The organism is Nocardiopsis metallicus, assembly GCF_014201115.1.
GTDB classification, from domain to species: Bacteria; Actinomycetota; Actinomycetes; order Streptosporangiales; family Streptosporangiaceae; genus Nocardiopsis; species Nocardiopsis metallicus.
Genome location: NZ_JACHDO010000001.1, coordinates 5,846,502 through 5,862,823, shown reverse-complemented (window position 1 = coordinate 5,862,823; position 16,322 = coordinate 5,846,502). Strand labels below are relative to the sequence as shown.

Genomic DNA, 16,322 nt, shown 5'->3' with positions numbered 1-16,322 from the left:
CCTCGGCCCCGAATCCCCCACGTGACCATCAAGACACGCGGGGAACGGACTCCGCCACGCGACAGACGACGGGTAGCCGTCGGGGTGGGTGTCGGCCTGCTCGCGGTCGGGGCGGCGCTCGGTTTCGGCGAACTCGCCGCCGGGCTCCTCCGTGCGACGTCTCCGGTGGTCACGGTCGGCGACGCACTCGTCGACAACAGTCCCGCGTTCCTCATGAAGTGGGCGATCGAGGTCTTCGGGACGGCCGACAAGGCCGTGCTGATCACCGGAGTCCTGGTCGTCCTCGTCCTGGTCGGGGCGCTGCTGGGTGTCGTGGCGCTGCGCCGCCCCATGGTGGGGTACGCGGGACTGGTGCTGTTCGCGGCGGCCGGGCTCGCCGCCGTGGCCCTCCGCCGCACCGACGGCTTCGGAGCGGCCGCTGCCGTGGTCGTCGGTGCGGGGGCGGGCGCCGTGGCCCTCGCGCTTGTGCTGAGGAGTGCGCGCCACACCCTTGAACCATGGGGAGGAAGAGGGGAGACCGAGGCACCAGCGGACACGGAAGGCGCTGCGCCCGCACAGGACAGCGCGCCCACCGTTCCCGAACCGGGGCCGGACCGGGGACCAGGGAGGCGCGGTTTCGTTTTCACCGCGGCAGGGGTCCTCGCCGCGTCCGGTTCCGCCGGTGCCCTCGGCCGCTGGCTGCCGTCCCTGACGGGCGGCGCGGGTTCCCGGGCCGAGCTGGCCCTGCCCGCACCGGCCGCGCCGCTTCCCGCCCTGCCCTCGGGGACCGACCTCGGCGTTCCCGGCCTGGAGCCCTTCACCACCCCGAACCCGGACTTCTACCGGATCGACACCGCGCTGACCATCCCCCGGCTGGACTCCACCCAGTGGACGCTGCGCGTGCACGGCCTGGTGGACCGCCCCTTCGAGATCGACATGGACGAACTGCTCTCCCGTGAGCTGGTCGAGTCCGACATCACCCTGGTGTGCGTGTCCAACCAGGTCGGCGGGGACCTGATCAGCAACACCCGCTGGCTCGGTTTCCCCCTCGCCGAACTGATCCGGGAGGCGGGGGTGCATTCGGGTGCCGACCAGATCCTCAGTACGTCCAGCGACGGTTGGACCTGCGGCACCCCCACCGAGGTCGTCATGGACGGCCGCGACGCCCTTCTCGCCGTCGGCATGGGCGGGGAGCCCCTCCCCCACGCCAACGGCTACCCCGCGCGGATGGTGGTGCCCGGCCTGTACGGGTTCGTCAGCGCCACCAAGTGGGTCACCGACATCAAGCTCACCCGCTTCGCCGACGAACAGGCCTACTGGGCCCAGCGCGGCTGGGGCGTGCGGGCCCCGGTGAAGACCATGTCCCGTGTCGACGTGCCCGCCCCGCTCGGGCGCGTCGAGTCCGGGGAGGTCGTGCTCGCCGGAATAGCGTGGGCACAGCACCGCGGTATCGACGCGGTCGAGGTCAGGGTGGACGACGGCGAGTGGTGGGAGGCCGAGCTGGCCGAGGTCCCCGGCATCGATACGTGGGTCCAGTGGGTGACCGAGACCACCGTCGACCCCGGTAACCACTCCGTCGAGGTCCGGGCGACCGATTCCACCGGGTTCACCCAGCCTTCCGAACGGGTGGAACCAGTACCCGACGGCGCCACGGGGTGGCATCGCATCCGTTTCACCGCGACCTGAGGCGCGGCGTCCGAAGGGGTTCGGTCGCACACCGACTGACCATCACACAGAGCAACAACACAGACACAAAAAGAGAACCGCAAGGAGAGAACGATGATGCGCAAGAACGCCATGATCCGTAAGAACGCCCTCGCCGCCAGTGCCGCGGCCGCCGCACTCGCCTTCGGCCTGACCGCCTGTGGTGACATGGACGACACCGGCACCGAGACCGAGACCGGTAGCGCCGAGGAGACCGAAGAGAACGGCATGGACGAGGACAACGACGAGGGCGCGGAGGGCATGACGACCGCGGGCGAGAACTTCGGCCCGGGCTGTGCCCAGGTGCCCGAGGACGGTGACGGCAGCTTCGAGGGCATGGCCCAGGACCCGGTCGCCACCGCGGCGTCCAACAACCCGCTGCTGTCCACGCTGGTCACCGCCGTCGGCGAGGCCGACCTGGTCGACACGCTGAACTCGGCCGAGGACATCACCGTCTTCGCGCCCACCAACGACGCGTTCGACAAGATCCCCGAGGAGGACCTGAACGCCCTGCTTGAGGACCAGGAGCAGCTCACCGAGGTGCTGACCTACCACGTGGTCGAGGGCGAGCAGGACCCCGCCGCGCTGGAGGACGGCACGTTCACCTCGCTGCAGGGTCAGGAAGTCACCACCGAGGGCGCTGGCGAGGAGTTCACCGTCAACGGTGACTCCCAGGTGGTCTGCGGCAACGTGCAGACCTCCAACGCCACCGTCTACATCGTCGACACGGTGCTGATGCCCTCCTGATGAGAGGGTGACCTCCGAGGTATCCCGAAGTACACCCGGACGGTCCGTGCGCTGACGCCGGACCGTCCGGGTCCCACACCCGAAGACCAACGAGAAGGGTTCGGATGGACAGGGCAGAGGCTGTGCCGCACGACGCGGCCCACGATGCCGTCCCGCCGGGGCTGGAGGAGCTGCTGCGCCAGGTCGCGCGCGGCGACGAACAGGCCTTCGGCCAGGTCTACGACCTGATCAGCCCCTCCGTCTACGGGCTGGTGCGCCGGATCCTGCGCGACCCGGCGCAGTCGGAGGAGGTCGCCCAGGAGGTCCTGGTCGAGGTGTGGCGCAGCGCCTGCCGTTACGACTCCCGCCGGGGCAGCCCGCAGGCCTGGGTGATGACGCTGGCCCACCGGAGAGCTGTGGACCGGGTGCGTTCGGAGCAGGCCAGCAGCGACCGCGAGGCCCGGGCGGCCGCCGCGGACACCAAGCGGCCCTACGACGAGGTGGCCGAGGAGGCCACCAACCGGCTCGAACGGGAACGCGTGCGCCGATGTCTGGACACACTGACCGAACTCCAGGAGCAGTCAGTGCGCCTGGCTTTCTACGGGGGTTACTCCTACCGTGAGGTGGCCAAGCTGCTGTCGGCGCCCCTGGGCACCGTCAAGACACGGATGCGCGACGGACTGATCAGGCTCAGAGACTGTTTGGGGGTGGAGTGGTGAGAAGGACGATGGGCCAGGATCTGCACACACTGACCGGCGCCTACGCGCTGAACGCCCTCACCCCGAGCGAGAGCGTCCGCTTCGAGGACCACCTGGCCGACTGCGACTCCTGCGTCCAGGAGGTGCGGGGCTTCACCGAGACCTCCGCTCTGCTGGCCTCGGCCGCCGCGCAGACCCCTCCCGAGGAACTGCGGGAGCGGGTGCTGGCGGAGGTCGCCCAGACCCGCCAGTTGGCACCTGCCCCCGAACGCCTCCCCGAACCCCGCCGCCGGCTCTGGCCGTGGACCCTCGGCCTGGCCCTGGCCGCCTGCGTGGCCGTGATCATCGCCCTGGGCGCGACCGTGCTCGACCAGGGCCGCCAGGTGGACGAGCTCCGCTCCAACGAACAGCAGATCGCCGCGGTGCTCGCCGCGCCGGACTCGGTCTCCACCAGCGCCGAGCCCATGGAGGGCGTGAGCGTGACGGTCGTGCACTCCGAGAGCCTGGGCAACCTGGTGTTCAGCGCGCACGGACTGGACGACCTGCACGACGAGGACTACCAGCTCTGGCTGACCCGTCACGACGGCAGCGTGTACTCGGCGGGTGTGCTCTCCGTGGACGACTCCGGGTTCGTACTGCCGGTGCTCGCGGCCCCGGACGAGGGCACCGAGGGTGTGGCGGTGACCGTCGAGCCCGAGGGCGGCTCGGACCAGCCCACCTCCGACCCCGTGATGGCGATGCCGGTCACCGGTTGACCCGACCCGCACCGTCCCCGAGGCGAGGCCCCCGCAGCGACATCGAGAACCAGAGCTGCGGGGGCTTCATCGCGTTCTCAACGGCTCCCCACTGTCACCTCAACTGGGTGACGGCAGCTGGGTCACGGCACCGCGATCTCCTCCGGCCGGGGCAGGGCCCGCATCGTCGGACCGAGCGTGAACAGGGCGGCCAGCGCCGACACCACCGCCATCATCAGGAACACCATCGTCGGTCCGGCGAGGTCGAACAGCAGCCCGACGCTGAGGATTCCGATCGGCTGGGACAGCAGGGCCATGAACGTCACCGCGCCCAGCGCCCGCCCCTGGAGGCGGTCGGGGACGGAGGTGGCGACGTAGCCGTAGAACACAGCGTTCACGCACGGCACCGCGGCGAAGACGCACCCCATGATCAGCCCGAGCGAGAGCACCCCCGGCGCGGCCAGGAGCGCGAGCGCGAACACCGGCGCGGACCAGGCCGCGAAGAGGAAGATCGCGGTGGGCCGCACCAGGCGGATGACCACCCCGGCGACCAGGGCACCGGCCAGCCCGCCCGCGCCCGCGAGGGAGACCGTCAGGCCGACCATGAAGTTGGAGGCGCCCCGGTCGTCGGCGGTGGCGATCAGCGCCAGGAAAGCCCCGGTCTGGGTGAAAGCGATGTTGAAGCCCACGATCCACAGCATCATCGGCCGCAGAATCGGGTGCCGGGCCAGCAGCACGAACCCGCTCACCGCGCCCCGCAGGCTCAGCCGTTCCGGTTCGCTCTCGTGGTGGGCCTGCATGGGCCTGCGAATGCGGAGGATCAGCGCCGTGGACACCAGGTAGCAGACCGCCTCCGCGAGGAAGGGGAAGGCCCGGCCCAGGCTGAAGAAGAATCCGGCGACGGGCGGGCCGAGGGCGGTTGTGGTGAAGAAGCGGATCTGGTTCTGCGCGGCGGCACCGGCCATCTGCGAGGACGGCACGAGCTGTTTGATCGCGGCCATGGCGACCGGGTTGGAGATCCCCATCAGCGCCGAGGACGCGACCGCCACACAGAACACGAGGGGCACCGTGGCGTGCCCGCCGAACAGCATCCCGGCGAAGGCGACGAGCAGGACCAGTCGGCCGAGGTCGCAGATCAGCAGAAGGGTGCGGCGGTCGGCCCGGTCCGCGAGCGAACCGCCCAGAACCGCCGTGATCATGGCGGTGGCCACCTGGGCCGCGCCGACGAACCCGGCCTGGGCCGCCGAGCCGGCCAACAGCAGCATCAGCAGCGGATAGGCGACCTCGCCGCTCTCCTTACCCAGTCCGGCGAAGAAACGGCTCGTCCACAGGGTCTGGAAGTCCTGGTTCCGGATCAGCGGTGCGACCTCGACTGCTCCGCTCCCCGGGGGTTCCGGGGGCTCCAGCGATTCCGGTGAATCCGGTAGTTCCGAGGGGTCCGGGGGCAGCGTTGGCTTGGGTGACAACCTTGGTTCCGTTGACGGCCCGGGGTCCGGGGGCAGTGTTGGCTCCGGGGGTTCCGGCGGTTCCGGTAATTCCGGGGGTTTCGGGGGCAGGTAGGGCTGCCGCCGTTGAATCGTCATGTTGTACGACCACTCGTCGTGTTCCCCCGAGGGAGTCGGGATGGCCCGCGGCTCCGCTCCGGGCGAAGTTCGTGTCGCCCCAGTCGCGGTGTGCATGCGGGTCTCGGGCGTCAGATGGGGAAAACGGGAAACACGAAGGAGGGTCTTTGGGGGGGTGGGTTGCTCATGTCGCCATTATGCGCGTGTTGTAGGCGTTAGCGAGCTTTTGAGTAGCTATGTGACGAGCATCCGCCGAATTGGCCACTATCGGCCTCAAATGCACGCGCAAAGCACCGTGCACCTGATGACCGATAGCTCTGGCCCCGGCTGGTCGGACGAGGTGTCCTGCCTGCTCAGTGATGCAGGCCCTTCCGCCCCGGGGTCCAGAAGGCCTTGACCCGAACCGCCTCCCGGGGCCACCCGCGCTCGTTCACCAGGTGCGCGCGGACCGCCTGCCCCGTCCGGGCCTCACCCGCGACGAGGGCGAACCCCGGTTCGTCCGGCAGTTCCATCGCGGCGACGGCGGCGGGCAGTAGCGGTGACGAGGCGGCGGACTCCCCGTTCCGGTGCACACGGACGACCTGCCCCAGGCCGGAGACCGGCACCTCGTCCTCAGGGGTGTCGCTCTCCAGCACCCCGAAGGTGCGCGTGTTCGGCCCGAGTTCGGTCAGCAGGGGCTCGAAGGCGCAGGCACCGGTCTCCTCGCCGACGAACAGGTGGTAGGGCGCCCGTTCCACTTCCGGCTCCAGTTCCGGTTCCCCCTGAGGGCCCCAAAGGCGCACCGGGTCACCGGACCGGACAGAGCGGGCCCACTCCAGCCCGATGCCCTCCCCCTCGTAGAGGTGGGCCCACAGCTCGAACTCGCCCCGCTCCCGGGAGAGTTCGCGAATCGTGTAGGTCCGCAGGGTCTCACCGGGGCGGACGATGCCGTAGAGGGAGAGGGGGTCGCGGATCTCGACGCGAACGTGCTGCCCGGGCGTGTACTCGCGTTCGATCAGTTCCTCGGACCGGATCCGGATCCGCCGCAGGGTGGGCGTGACCTCGCCGACCTCGGTGACGACCCCTTCGGACCGGTACTGGCCGAAGTGGTTCACCAGGGGGTTGGCCGACCTGCGCCGCACAGCCTGGTCTGCTTTGTTCGCCTTATCCGACATGACACACTCCTAGATAGATGCTCTCACTTTAGTTAGAGCCTCTAACTCAATATGCTGCGCACGGGACTGTCAAGGTTCATCGGAGGCAGGAGGCAGAGGGGGTTCAGCCCCGCGGAGGCGTGTACTCCAGGCCCAGATCCGCGCAGACCCCGCGCAGGTACTCCTCGAAGAGCGGCCCGGCGTCGGTGTAGGCGAAGTCCAGCTGGTGCAGGACCTCCATGCACAGCAGCCCGTAGATCCGGACCCAGGTCGTCAGGAAGACGTGGGCGGCCGCCGGCGGAAGGGCTCCGTCGATCCGCTCCGAGTAGGCGACCAACTGGTTCCGCAGGGAGGGTTCGAGCTCGGCGAGGTCGGGCGCCGGGTAGGGGGCCTGTACCCAGAGCTCGACGAACTCCCCGAGGAAGGCCCGCTCGAACCCGACCCCCGCGGCCAGTCGGGGCGAGTCCGGCACGTGCCCGCGCGACTCCCGCAGCGGGCGGGCGAAGGTCCACTCGAACTCGGCCGGGTGCGCCACGGCCCAACCGCGCAGCGCCCGGCACATCGCGAGCAGCCGGTCCCCGGGCGAATCGTCCGCGTGCAGGTCGCGGGCGGCGGTGACCGCCCCGCCCAGCTCCCGGTAGAAGTCGGTGATCATCGCCTCGACCAGCTCGTCGTGCCCGGTGAAGTACCGGTACAGCGCGGGGCCGCTCAGCCCCATCTCGCGCGCGACGGCGTTCACCGTGACCGCGGCGGTACCGCGCTCCACGAGCAGGCGGCGAGCGGTCGTCCGGGCCTCAGCCAGGGTCGCCGCCCGCTGCCGCTCGCGCCGGGTCTGTGCGGTCATCGCCCCTCCTCCACGGACTGTTCCGCACCAGAGCCTAGTCGTGACGGAGTCCGTCAGCGCGGCGGTCGGGGATCAGTCGTGCAGGAGGTCAGTCGTGCAGGAGTTCGTCGGCGCGGCGGTCGGGGTGGCGGCCCTGGGCGGCGGCCTCGATCGTCCACGGGGTGCGTTCGGCGTAGGCGACGACGGCCGCCACGACCAGTGAGCCGCCGGCGATCAGCACGTAGGACAGGGTCCACCCGCCGGTGAGCTCACCGAAGAGGCCGAACAGCAGCGGACCGCCCAGCGCGATCCCGCTGCCCGCGCCCTGCACGAACCCGGACAGGGCCGCGGCCCCCTGCGGGGTGGCGCTGCGGGCGTTGATCATGGTCATGACCACCACGAACAGGCTGGTGCCCATACCGAGGAAGAGCACCCACAGCGGGGCGTACTCGGGGGCCGCGGCCACGCCGAGGTAGCCGATGCCGTAGCCGCTCAACCCGAGCGCGACGATCGGGAAGGTGTTGGCCGCGCGCAGCGTGACGGTGGGCGCGACCAGGCCGAACAGCAGGCTGGTGCCGACCATCAGGGAGACCATGCTCCCGGCCATGGCGGCGCTGTGCCCGGCGTCGTTGAGCAGCGCGGGCAGCCAGGTGAACAGCGTGAAGACGTTCCAGGTGACCATGCCGAACAGCAGCGCCATCCGCCAGGCCATGCCCACCCGCCAGATCGGGCGGGCCAGGGCCGGTCCGCCCGAGGGGACTGCGGCACGCGGGACCGTTCCGGGGCGGCGCCACTGGACGGTCCACAGCACCGCCGCGGCCAGTGCCAGGAAGGACCACGCGCCCAGAGCCGCGCGCCACCCGGCGACCTCGGCCAGGGGGACCGCGACCAGGGGCGGGAAGAGGGCGCCGACATGGATGGCGACCATCTGGACCGTGCTGAGGGCGGCGATCCGGTCCGGGAAGTACTGCTTGATCAGCGGGGGCAGCACCACGTTGCCCAGAGCGGCGCCGGTGAGCGCGACCCCGGTCAGCACCAGCAGGGTTCCGGTATCGGGGGCGAAGGCGCGCAGCACCTGGCCCGCACCGGTCAGGAGCATGCTCAGCGCCGCCGTGGCCTCGGGGCCCAGACGGCGCATGATCGCGGGGGTGACCAGGCCGAAGATCGCGAAGGCGACCAGCGGCAGGGTGCCGAAGACGCCGACGACGGTGGCGGCGAAGCCGAACTCCTCGCCCACGGTGGTCAACAGCGGGGAGAGGGAGGTGACGACGAGGCGCAGGTTGAGCGCCGCGCAGACGATGGCGACCAGGGCCAGGATGCGGCCCCGTAGTTCCGGGCGTACCGACGATCGGTCGGTGACGACCGCGACAGAGGAAGGTCTCACGGTGACGGACGTCCCTTTGTGTTGCGGCGGTGCGGCGTTGCACCAGAGCGGGGCCGACCGGCGGGCGACGTTGCCGTCCAGGAAGGGTTCTCCCCCTGGCGTGCCAAATACGACCTTTTCGCTCAAATGTTACGCATGTTCCGGTGTCAAACTCAACAACCCGTATTAAATACGGGTAAACTCCGGACATGGCTGATCTTGACGAACTAGATACGGCGATTCTGGCCGAACTGCAGTCAGACGCACGAAAAACCAACCGGGATGTGGCCGCGGCGGTGGGCGCATCGCCCACGACCACGCTGGATCGCACCCGCGCGCTCCGCGAAAAGGGTGTGATTCGGGGCTCACTCCTGGACGTGGACCTCGAACTCATCGGCCGCCCGGTCCAGGCGCTCATCACCGTCAGCGTCGTGAAACCCTCACGGCACAACATCGAGGCCTTCCGCGACTGGGTCCGCGCCCTGCCGGACACCCTGTCCGTGTTCGTCACCTCGGGGAACGAGGACTTCCTGGTGCACGTGGCCCTGCCGGACAACAACAGCCTGTACGCCTTCGTGGTGGACAAGCTGACCGAACGCCCCGAGGTCGCCGACGTGCGCGCCTCGATCGTCTACGAGCACCTGCGCAACCACCGGATCGCGCCCACCAACGCCCGCGCCCACCGCGGCCACCACTGACCCGGCGGCGATCAGGGGGCCGGAGCCCCCACGGGCCCACGTCCGCCGGGGGCTCCGGCACCGCTTCGTGCGGGCGCCGGGCCTACCAGTCACCGCCTCGCGTACCGCCCCGGAGTCAGGGGAGACAGGGGGCACTAGCCTTGCGGAGTTCCCCTTTCCCTACGTGAGACATCCAATGACCACACCGATCGTTGTCGCAGTGCTGGTCGCGGCGCTGCTGCACGCGGCGTGGAACGCCATCGCGCACGCGATCACCGACCGGCTGCTCGGGTTCGCGCTGATCGGCCTCGGCGGGATGCTCGCGGCCCTCCCACTGCTGTTCGTGGTCGGGACGCCGCCGCCCGAGGCCTGGCCGATCCTGCTGGGCTCCCTGGTCACGCACCTGCTCTACCTGACCCTGCTGATGCTGTCCTACCGGACCGGGGACTTCGGGCAGGTCTACCCGCTGGCACGCGGAACCGCGCCCTGGGTGGTCGCGCTGATCGGAGTGGTGCTGCTCGGCGAGACCCTGCCTCCCGCGGAGCTGGCCGGGGTCCTGGTCATCTCGGCCGGGCTCATGGTCCTGGTGTTCGCCGGCGGTCTTCCCCGACGCCAGCACGCGCCCGCGCTCCTGGCCGCGTTCGCGACCGGGCTGGCGATCGCCTCCTACACCGTGGTGGACGCCTACGGCGTCCGGCTGACCCAGGATCCGCTGGGTTACATCACCTGGATCATGACCCTTCAGGGGCCCGTGTTCTTCCTGGTGGCTCTGGCTACCAGGAAGCGGAGGCTGGCCGACCAGCTCAGGCCGGTCTGGCGGGTCGGTCTGCTCGGCGGCGCGGTCAGCGCGGGCGCCTACGGCCTGGTCCTGTGGGCGCAGCTGTCCGGTGCGGTCGCGGGGATCGCGGCGCTGCGGGAGACGAGCATCGTCTTCGCGGCGCTGATCGGGCTGGTGTTCTTCCGGGAGCGCTTCGGTCCGGTCCGGATCGTCGCCTCGGCCGTGGTCGTCTCCGGGGTCCTCCTGCTGGCCCTGTGACCCCCCGCGCACCACCGGCCCCGTTAAGCTGCCAAGGCCCGGGGCAGAGCGGTTTCGGGGCCTGATCCGGTCAGAAGTGAGTACTCCTACTCAGTAACCGGGGGCGCCGGGCGGGGGTCCCAACGAGTATGACGAACAAGCGATACACCGCCCCCGTGACCCTCTTCGCCGCGCTCACCGCCGGGACGCTCCTCACCGGCTGCGGGCTCGTGCGGGACGCCAGCCCGCCGGACCCCGGGGCCGCCCGGGGCGGCGAGGCGGTCGAGGAGCCCGCCGAGAGCCCCACCGAAACGCCCGAGCCGCCCGCCTCCGAAGACCCCGCGGCGCCCGTCTCCGACGGCGACCCGGACTGGATCCCGCCGTCGTTCGCCACCGGCTGGTCCTTCGAGTACGACCCCGAGCTCAACACGCACCACGCCAGTTCGGAAGGCACCGGGTGTGACGTGCTGTTCGCCCAGACCACCGGGGTCGAGCAGGCGCGCGAGGACGGGTACGAGCCGGTCGGAGCCCTCGACCACCTGCTGGAGAACATCGCCGAGCGGACCGGGAACACCCCGGTCGAGCAGCCCGCGACGCCCTACCGGATCATGGCCGACTCGGGGGAGACCTTCGAGTTCGAGACCAAGCACGCCACCTTCGACAACTCCGAGGAGAACCGCACGCTCCGGGCCGGTGTGCTGTGGCTCGACGACGCCGAACTCGTGCTCAGCTCCTCGTGCCCCACCGACGAGTGGGACGACCAGCAGTTCGACATCACCATGCTCGTCGGGGCCGCCTCGATCTCCAACGCCTGACCCCGCGCCGCCCTCCGGCACCGACCTGCTCCGGCCCCTCGCCCCGTACCGGCCCCTGGCCCGGACCCGGCCCCGAGCGCGGTTCGGATGGACCGTAGGCTGACCGGTGTGACTGGATTCTCACCGCCTCCCGGGGCCGGCGAGAGCACCGAGATCCGCCGCGTCTGGAGCGGTCTCGGACTCCCCGGTCTCGTGGACGTGCACACGCACTTCATGCCGGACAACATGCTGCGCAAGGTGTGGGCCTACTTCGACGCCCTCGGCGAGGGGGTGTGGCCCATCACCTACCGGTTCAGTCAGGAGGAGCGCGTCGCCACCCTGAGGGACTTCGGGGTCCTGAACTTCACCGCGCTCTCCTACCCGCACCGCCCGGCCATGGCCACGTGGCTCAACGGCTGGGCCGCCGAGTTCGCCCACCACCACCCCGACTCACTGCGCAGCGCCACCTTCTACCCCGAGCCCGAGGCCAAGGACTACGTGGCCGAGGCGATCGGCTCAGGCACCAGGATCTTCAAGGCCCACCTCCAGGTCGGCGCCTACGACCCGCGCGACCCCCTGCTCACCGACGTCTGGGGAGCCCTCGCCGACTCCGGGACCCCGGTGGTCGTGCACTGCGCCTCCGGACCGATCCCCGGGAACTTCACCGGCCCCGAACCCTTCGCCGAGGTGCTCCGCCAGCACCCAGAGCTGACCGCGGTGATCGCCCACGCGGGCGCACCCGAGTACACGCCCTTCCTGGACCTGGTCGAGCGGTACGACCGCGTCCACCTGGACACCACCATGGCGTTCACCCCGTTCATCGAACAGCGCTCCCCCTTCCCCCGCTCCGAGTCCACCCGGCTGCGGGAGTTCGGCGACCGCGTGCTCCTGGGTACCGACTTCCCGAACATCCCGTACTCCTACTACGAGCAGATCCGGTCCCTGGTCCGACTGGACCTGGGCGACGACTGGCTGCGCGGGGTCCTGCACGACAACGCCGCGCGGCTGTTCGACCTGCGTTCCGGACCCGAAGCGCCCTAGTCATCCTGTCGGCGTTCCCGGTCACCCGGATAGCCGGCGGCAAGCTCCACAACCAGCACAGCGAAGCGACGTCACAGCAGAGAGGGCACGATGGAACTCACCCTGACCCCCCTGGAGTTCGCCCGCCGGACCCGCCGACTGCACCCGCACCGCGAGGCGGTGGTCGACGGGGAGCTCCGGCTGACCTACGAGCAGTTCTTCGACCGCTGCGACCGCTGCTCGTCGGCGCTCCAGGGCATGGGCGTCGAACAGGGGGACCGGGTCGCCTACATCGCACCCAACACCCATGCCCAGCTCGAATCCTTCTACGCGGTCCCGCAACTGGGCGCGGTCCTCGTGCCGGTCAACTTCCGGCTGACCGCCGACGACTTCGTCTACATCGTCAACCACTCCGGCGCCAGGGTGCTGTGCGTGCACGCCGACCAGCTCGACGCGGTCGACAGCGTGCGCGACCAGATGCCGGACGTGGAGAGGTTCGTCGCCCTGGAGGGCGCACGGGAGGGCTGGGAGGACTACGAGTCCCTGGTCGCCTCGGCCACCCCGGGCTTCACGCGCCCGGAGATCGCGGAGACGGACCTGCTGACCATCAACTACACGTCGGGGACGACCGCGCGCCCCAAGGGCGTGATGATCACCCACCGCAACGCCTACATGAACTCGGTGGGCACCCTGCTGCACCTGCGTGTCGGGCTCGGCGAGAAGTACCTGTGGACCCTGCCGATGTTCCACGCCAACGGCTGGACCTACACGTGGACGGTCACCGCGGCCGGGGGCACCCACGTGTGCCTGCCCGCCATGGACCCGGCACGGGTGTTCGAGCTGATCCGCACCGAGGAGGTCAGCTGGCTGTGCGCCGCGCCCACGGTGCTGATCATGCTCTCCAACACCCCCGCGGACGTCCGCGGGGCGGTCCCGCCGGGGGTGCACGTGGTGACCGCCGGGGCCTCGCCCGCCGCCGAGACCATCGAGCGGCTGGAGGAGGACTTCGGCTGGACCGTCACCCACGTGTACGGCCTGACCGAGACCACCCCGTTCATCACCGTGTGCGAGCCCCTGCCCGAGCACCGGGAACTGTCCGTGCGCGAACGCGGCGCGGTCAAGGCCCGCCAGGGCGTCGAGCTGATCACCTCCGGTGAGCTGCGGGTGGTCGACGAGTCCGGCGCCGAGGTGCCCTGGGACGGCAGGACGGTCGGCCAGATCACCGTGCGCGGCAACGTGGTGATGAAGGGCTACTACAACGACCCCGAAGCCACCGAGCGGGCGATGGGCGACGGCTGGTTCCGCACCGGCGACGCCGCCGTCACCCACCCGGACGGTTACGTGGAGATCCAGGACCGGCTCAAGGACGTGATCATCTCCGGCGGGGAGAACATCTCCTCGGTGGAGGTGGAGGGCGTCCTGCTGCGGCACCCGGCGGTGCTGGAGGTGGCGATCGTGGGGGTTGCGCACGAGCGCTGGGGCGAGACCCCGCGCGCCTCCGTCGTGCTGCGCGAGGGAGCGACGGCGACGGAGGCGGAGATCATCGCCTTCGCCCGCGACAACCTCGCGCACTTCAAGGCGCCCACCCAGGTGGAGTTCGTGGATCAGCTGCCCAAGACCGCCACCGGCAAGATCCAGAAGTTCGTGCTGCGCGGCGGCGCCTCCGCCGTTTCCCGCCAGTAGCCCCGAAGGCGACCCGGGCGCACCGTCCCCGTCCTGCGGCCATGCGCGGGACGGGGCAGCGGGTCGGGGACGGAGCGGATCCAGAAGGGCGCCCGGCTAGCCGGGGTTCGGGGTGAGCAGGACGAAGCCAGCGGAGAGCGAATCGGAGCAGGCCGCCAGCCGCCCCACGCCCGGGGCGTCCTCCGGTCCCATGAGCACCCGGCCGCCGGCCTTTCGGACCCCGGCGACGGCGGCGTCGCAGTCGGTGACATGGAAGACCGGGTGCCAGTCGGCCCGGCCCCCGGTCTGCGGGAGGTCGGCCGGGTCCATGCCCATGATCCCGCCGAAGTAGCGGTCGTCCCCCAGCCCCGCCGGTCGGATCGTGGAGTACCTGCCCTGCCCTCCGGGCAGGTCGACGTCCTCGAACTCCCAGCCGAACAACCCGCCGTAGAAAGCCCGGGCGCCCTGTGCTGAGGGAGTCCACAGTTCGGCCCACATGAAGGTGCCGGGCTCGTCGGTCCGTTCCATCCCGGGCAGCGTCCCGGCTTCCCAGAGCGCGACCGTCCCGCCCTGCGGGTCGCTCAGGTGGGCCATCCGGCCCAGGCCCATGACGTCCATGGGCCCCACCAGGGCCGTGGCACCCAGTTCCCGGGCCCGCTGGAACGACATGTCCAGGTCAGGGGTGTTGTAGTAGATCGACCAGGACACCGGATCGTCCTCGGACGTCTTCGGCCCGAGGCCGCCGATCAGCGCCCCGTCGGACAGGAGCTTCATGTAACCGCCGGTCTCCGGTCCGGCCGACTCGGCCGTCCAACCGAACACCTCCCCGTAGAACTCGAGCGCCCGGTCCACGTCAGAAGTGGTCAGCTCGACCCAACAGGGCGAACCGATCACGTAGTCGGTGGTGATCATGCTGCCTCCCCTAGCTTGGCGTTTAACCTGCTTGCTTGGCTCCGGGGTGCCCCGTAGTGCCCGTTTTGTTCTTCTTGGGAACCCCGTATCGGGGAGCTGGACGCTTGTTCTGGCTCCCCACCGGACGCCCCGGACCAGGCCCGCAGGATTTCGGTGCACCCACACACACCGGCAGGTCAGCGCGAATGTACCGAAACCCCCGACGCACCCGCGCCGGACTCATCCGGTCCGCTTCCACCAGCCGATGCCAGGGCAATCTGACCTGACGCGCCAACAACCGGGCCAGACGTAGCTGGGTATAGGCCACCACGACCAGCCAGGACCACCGGTCCGCCGATCGCGGGTCCCGTAGCCGGGGTGCGTTCCACCCCAACGACTGTTTGAGGAAGCGGAAGGTGTGCTCGATGTCGAACCGGCGCAAATAAGCCCACCACATCTGACTGACCTGCTCTGAGCGCATGCCGGTGGCTGAGGACCACAACCACAACGGTTTGGGATCGCGCCGCGAGGGCAAAGCCTGCACCTGCAACAACACCAGGGTGCCCTCGATCACCGGTAGCTCACCGGGGTGCTCGGCCCAGGCTGAGCGGTGGGTCAGCCGGGGATGCATCCGATCCCAGGAGCGCGCGGTGGCACTGCCGTAGCGGCGGGTGGCAGCGGTGGTCACCGTCTCCGGCTCGGGCCAGGTATCGGGGGCGGCCATCCGTAGGGCAGCCCCGTGTTTGGGCGGGCGCCCGTTGGCTGAGATCGGTCGGTGCTCGGCTGGGCCGTAGAGCACCCGGTTGGAGGGCAACCGGCCCACCACCTGAACGGGCAGATCAGCGAGCAGATAGGCCAGACGAGGACTGTCATAGCCCGCGTCAACCACCACCACAATGTCGGGATCGCCCTGCTGGTGGTGTTCAGCCCTGATCAATCGGGCGATCAGCTGGCGGACTTGGTGGGCGGTGACGGTGGTGGGGTCCTCGTCACTGTGCAGGCGGCGCAGGTCCAGGGGCGCGGTCCAGGAGGTGGAGCCCTCTTCCAGTGCGACGATCATGGAGTAGGGCCAGCCCGGGACCATCTCGGCCTGGCCGGTGCCGCGCCCGTAGGTGTGGCACCAGGCCCGGTCAGGGCTGGTCCAGGCGTCCGGGCGCAGCCAGGGGGAGACATCGCAGGCCAACACGATGCGCCCGTGGAAGCGGGGCAGGGGCAGCGAGGCCAGGATCGATCGCAGTTGGGTGGTGTCGATGCTTCCGTGGGCCAGGGCGGCGTAGGCCGAGCCGTGGCCGCGGTGGTGTTCGGGCTCCAGGGAGAGTTGTGCCAGGTGGCGCACGGGGGTCGGGGTGCTGACCAGGGCTTCGCAGACCTCGAAGAGGGCGTCAGCACGTGTGGTCAGGCAGGCGTGGAACTGGGAGCGGAATCGGGCCAATGTCGACAGTGGCTCGACAGGGGTGTGCTGGTGCAGCAGACTCATGGTGACGGCCTTCGTTGTGATCAGGTGTGTTCGTGGTTGAAGCACATGATCACGCGAAGGCCGT

Annotated in this window: 15 protein-coding genes; 9 read left to right on the top strand and 6 right to left on the bottom strand. The window is 70.2% G+C overall.

The genetic code is table 11. From position 1 onward, the window contains the following. The first annotated feature begins 21 nt into the window (after positions 1-21). The 4 genes from HNR07_RS25720 to HNR07_RS25705 all read left to right on the top strand — a co-directional run bounded on the left by HNR07_RS25720 (position 22) and on the right by HNR07_RS25705 (position 3,862). Positions 22-1,665, top strand: coding sequence for a molybdopterin-dependent oxidoreductase (locus tag HNR07_RS25720; protein WP_376769946.1), 1,644 nt, complete (start codon positions 22-24; stop codon positions 1,663-1,665). A 111-nt stretch (positions 1,666-1,776) separates the two neighbouring features. Beyond that, on the top strand, positions 1,777-2,430 hold the full coding sequence (locus HNR07_RS25715; protein ID WP_184372671.1) for a fasciclin domain-containing protein: 654 nt from the start codon (positions 1,777-1,779) through the stop codon (positions 2,428-2,430). Positions 2,431-2,534: 104 nt separating this feature from the next. Continuing rightward, positions 2,535-3,128, top strand: coding sequence for a sigma-70 family RNA polymerase sigma factor (locus HNR07_RS25710; protein ID WP_184367172.1), 594 nt, complete (start codon positions 2,535-2,537; stop codon positions 3,126-3,128). A gap of 8 nt (positions 3,129-3,136) precedes the next feature. Further along, positions 3,137-3,862, top strand: a complete 726-nt coding sequence (locus tag HNR07_RS25705; RefSeq protein ID WP_184367170.1) for an anti-sigma factor — start codon at positions 3,137-3,139, stop codon at positions 3,860-3,862. A 122-nt stretch (positions 3,863-3,984) separates the two neighbouring features. On the opposite strand, the gene HNR07_RS25700 is transcribed toward HNR07_RS25705, so the two are convergent. The 4 genes from HNR07_RS25700 to HNR07_RS25685 form a co-directional block, all read right to left on the bottom strand. Beyond that, positions 3,985-5,424, bottom strand: coding sequence for an MFS transporter (locus tag HNR07_RS25700; protein WP_184367168.1), 1,440 nt, complete (start codon positions 5,422-5,424; stop codon positions 3,985-3,987). Between the two features lie 332 nt (positions 5,425-5,756). Further along, a complete protein-coding gene (locus HNR07_RS25695) occupies positions 5,757-6,557 on the bottom strand; it encodes a siderophore-interacting protein (RefSeq protein WP_246420499.1) in 801 nt (266 codons plus the stop codon). Positions 6,558-6,660: 103 nt separating this feature from the next. Next, positions 6,661-7,380: a TetR/AcrR family transcriptional regulator gene (locus HNR07_RS25690; protein ID WP_184367166.1), complete on the bottom strand. Its 720-nt coding sequence runs from the start codon at positions 7,378-7,380 to the stop codon at positions 6,661-6,663. A gap of 88 nt (positions 7,381-7,468) precedes the next feature. Then, entirely contained in the window at positions 7,469-8,743 is a 1,275-nt protein-coding gene (locus HNR07_RS25685; protein ID WP_184367164.1) for an MFS transporter, read from the bottom strand. 188 nt (positions 8,744-8,931) lie between these two features. Between HNR07_RS25685 and HNR07_RS25680 the strand changes: the two genes are divergently transcribed. The 5 genes from HNR07_RS25680 (at position 8,932) to HNR07_RS25660 (ending at position 13,911) form a co-directional block, all read left to right on the top strand. Next, positions 8,932-9,420: an Lrp/AsnC family transcriptional regulator gene (locus HNR07_RS25680; protein ID WP_184367162.1), complete on the top strand. Its 489-nt coding sequence runs from the start codon at positions 8,932-8,934 to the stop codon at positions 9,418-9,420. A 175-nt stretch (positions 9,421-9,595) separates the two neighbouring features. Beyond that, the gene (locus HNR07_RS25675; RefSeq protein WP_184367160.1) at positions 9,596-10,435 is read left to right on the top strand and encodes a DMT family transporter; all 840 of its coding nucleotides are present in this window, start codon (positions 9,596-9,598) and stop codon (positions 10,433-10,435) included. 128 nt (positions 10,436-10,563) lie between these two features. After that, entirely contained in the window at positions 10,564-11,229 is a 666-nt protein-coding gene (locus HNR07_RS25670; RefSeq protein WP_184367158.1) for a hypothetical protein, read from the top strand. 108 nt (positions 11,230-11,337) lie between these two features. Further along, positions 11,338-12,249, top strand: coding sequence for an amidohydrolase family protein (locus HNR07_RS25665; RefSeq protein ID WP_312893979.1), 912 nt, complete (start codon positions 11,338-11,340; stop codon positions 12,247-12,249). A 90-nt stretch (positions 12,250-12,339) separates the two neighbouring features. Further along, complete coding sequence (locus tag HNR07_RS25660) at positions 12,340-13,911, top strand: long-chain-fatty-acid--CoA ligase (RefSeq protein ID WP_184367154.1); 1,572 nt, start codon at positions 12,340-12,342, stop codon at positions 13,909-13,911. 96 nt (positions 13,912-14,007) lie between these two features. Here the strand turns inward: HNR07_RS25660 and HNR07_RS25655 are convergent, their stop codons facing one another. Both HNR07_RS25655 and HNR07_RS25650 read right to left on the bottom strand, forming a co-directional pair. Next, positions 14,008-14,802, bottom strand: coding sequence for a VOC family protein (locus HNR07_RS25655; RefSeq protein ID WP_184367152.1), 795 nt, complete (start codon positions 14,800-14,802; stop codon positions 14,008-14,010). A 22-nt stretch (positions 14,803-14,824) separates the two neighbouring features. Further along, a complete protein-coding gene (locus HNR07_RS25650) occupies positions 14,825-16,258 on the bottom strand; it encodes an NF041680 family putative transposase (protein ID WP_184360963.1) in 1,434 nt (477 codons plus the stop codon). Positions 16,259-16,322: the final 64 nt, after the last annotated feature.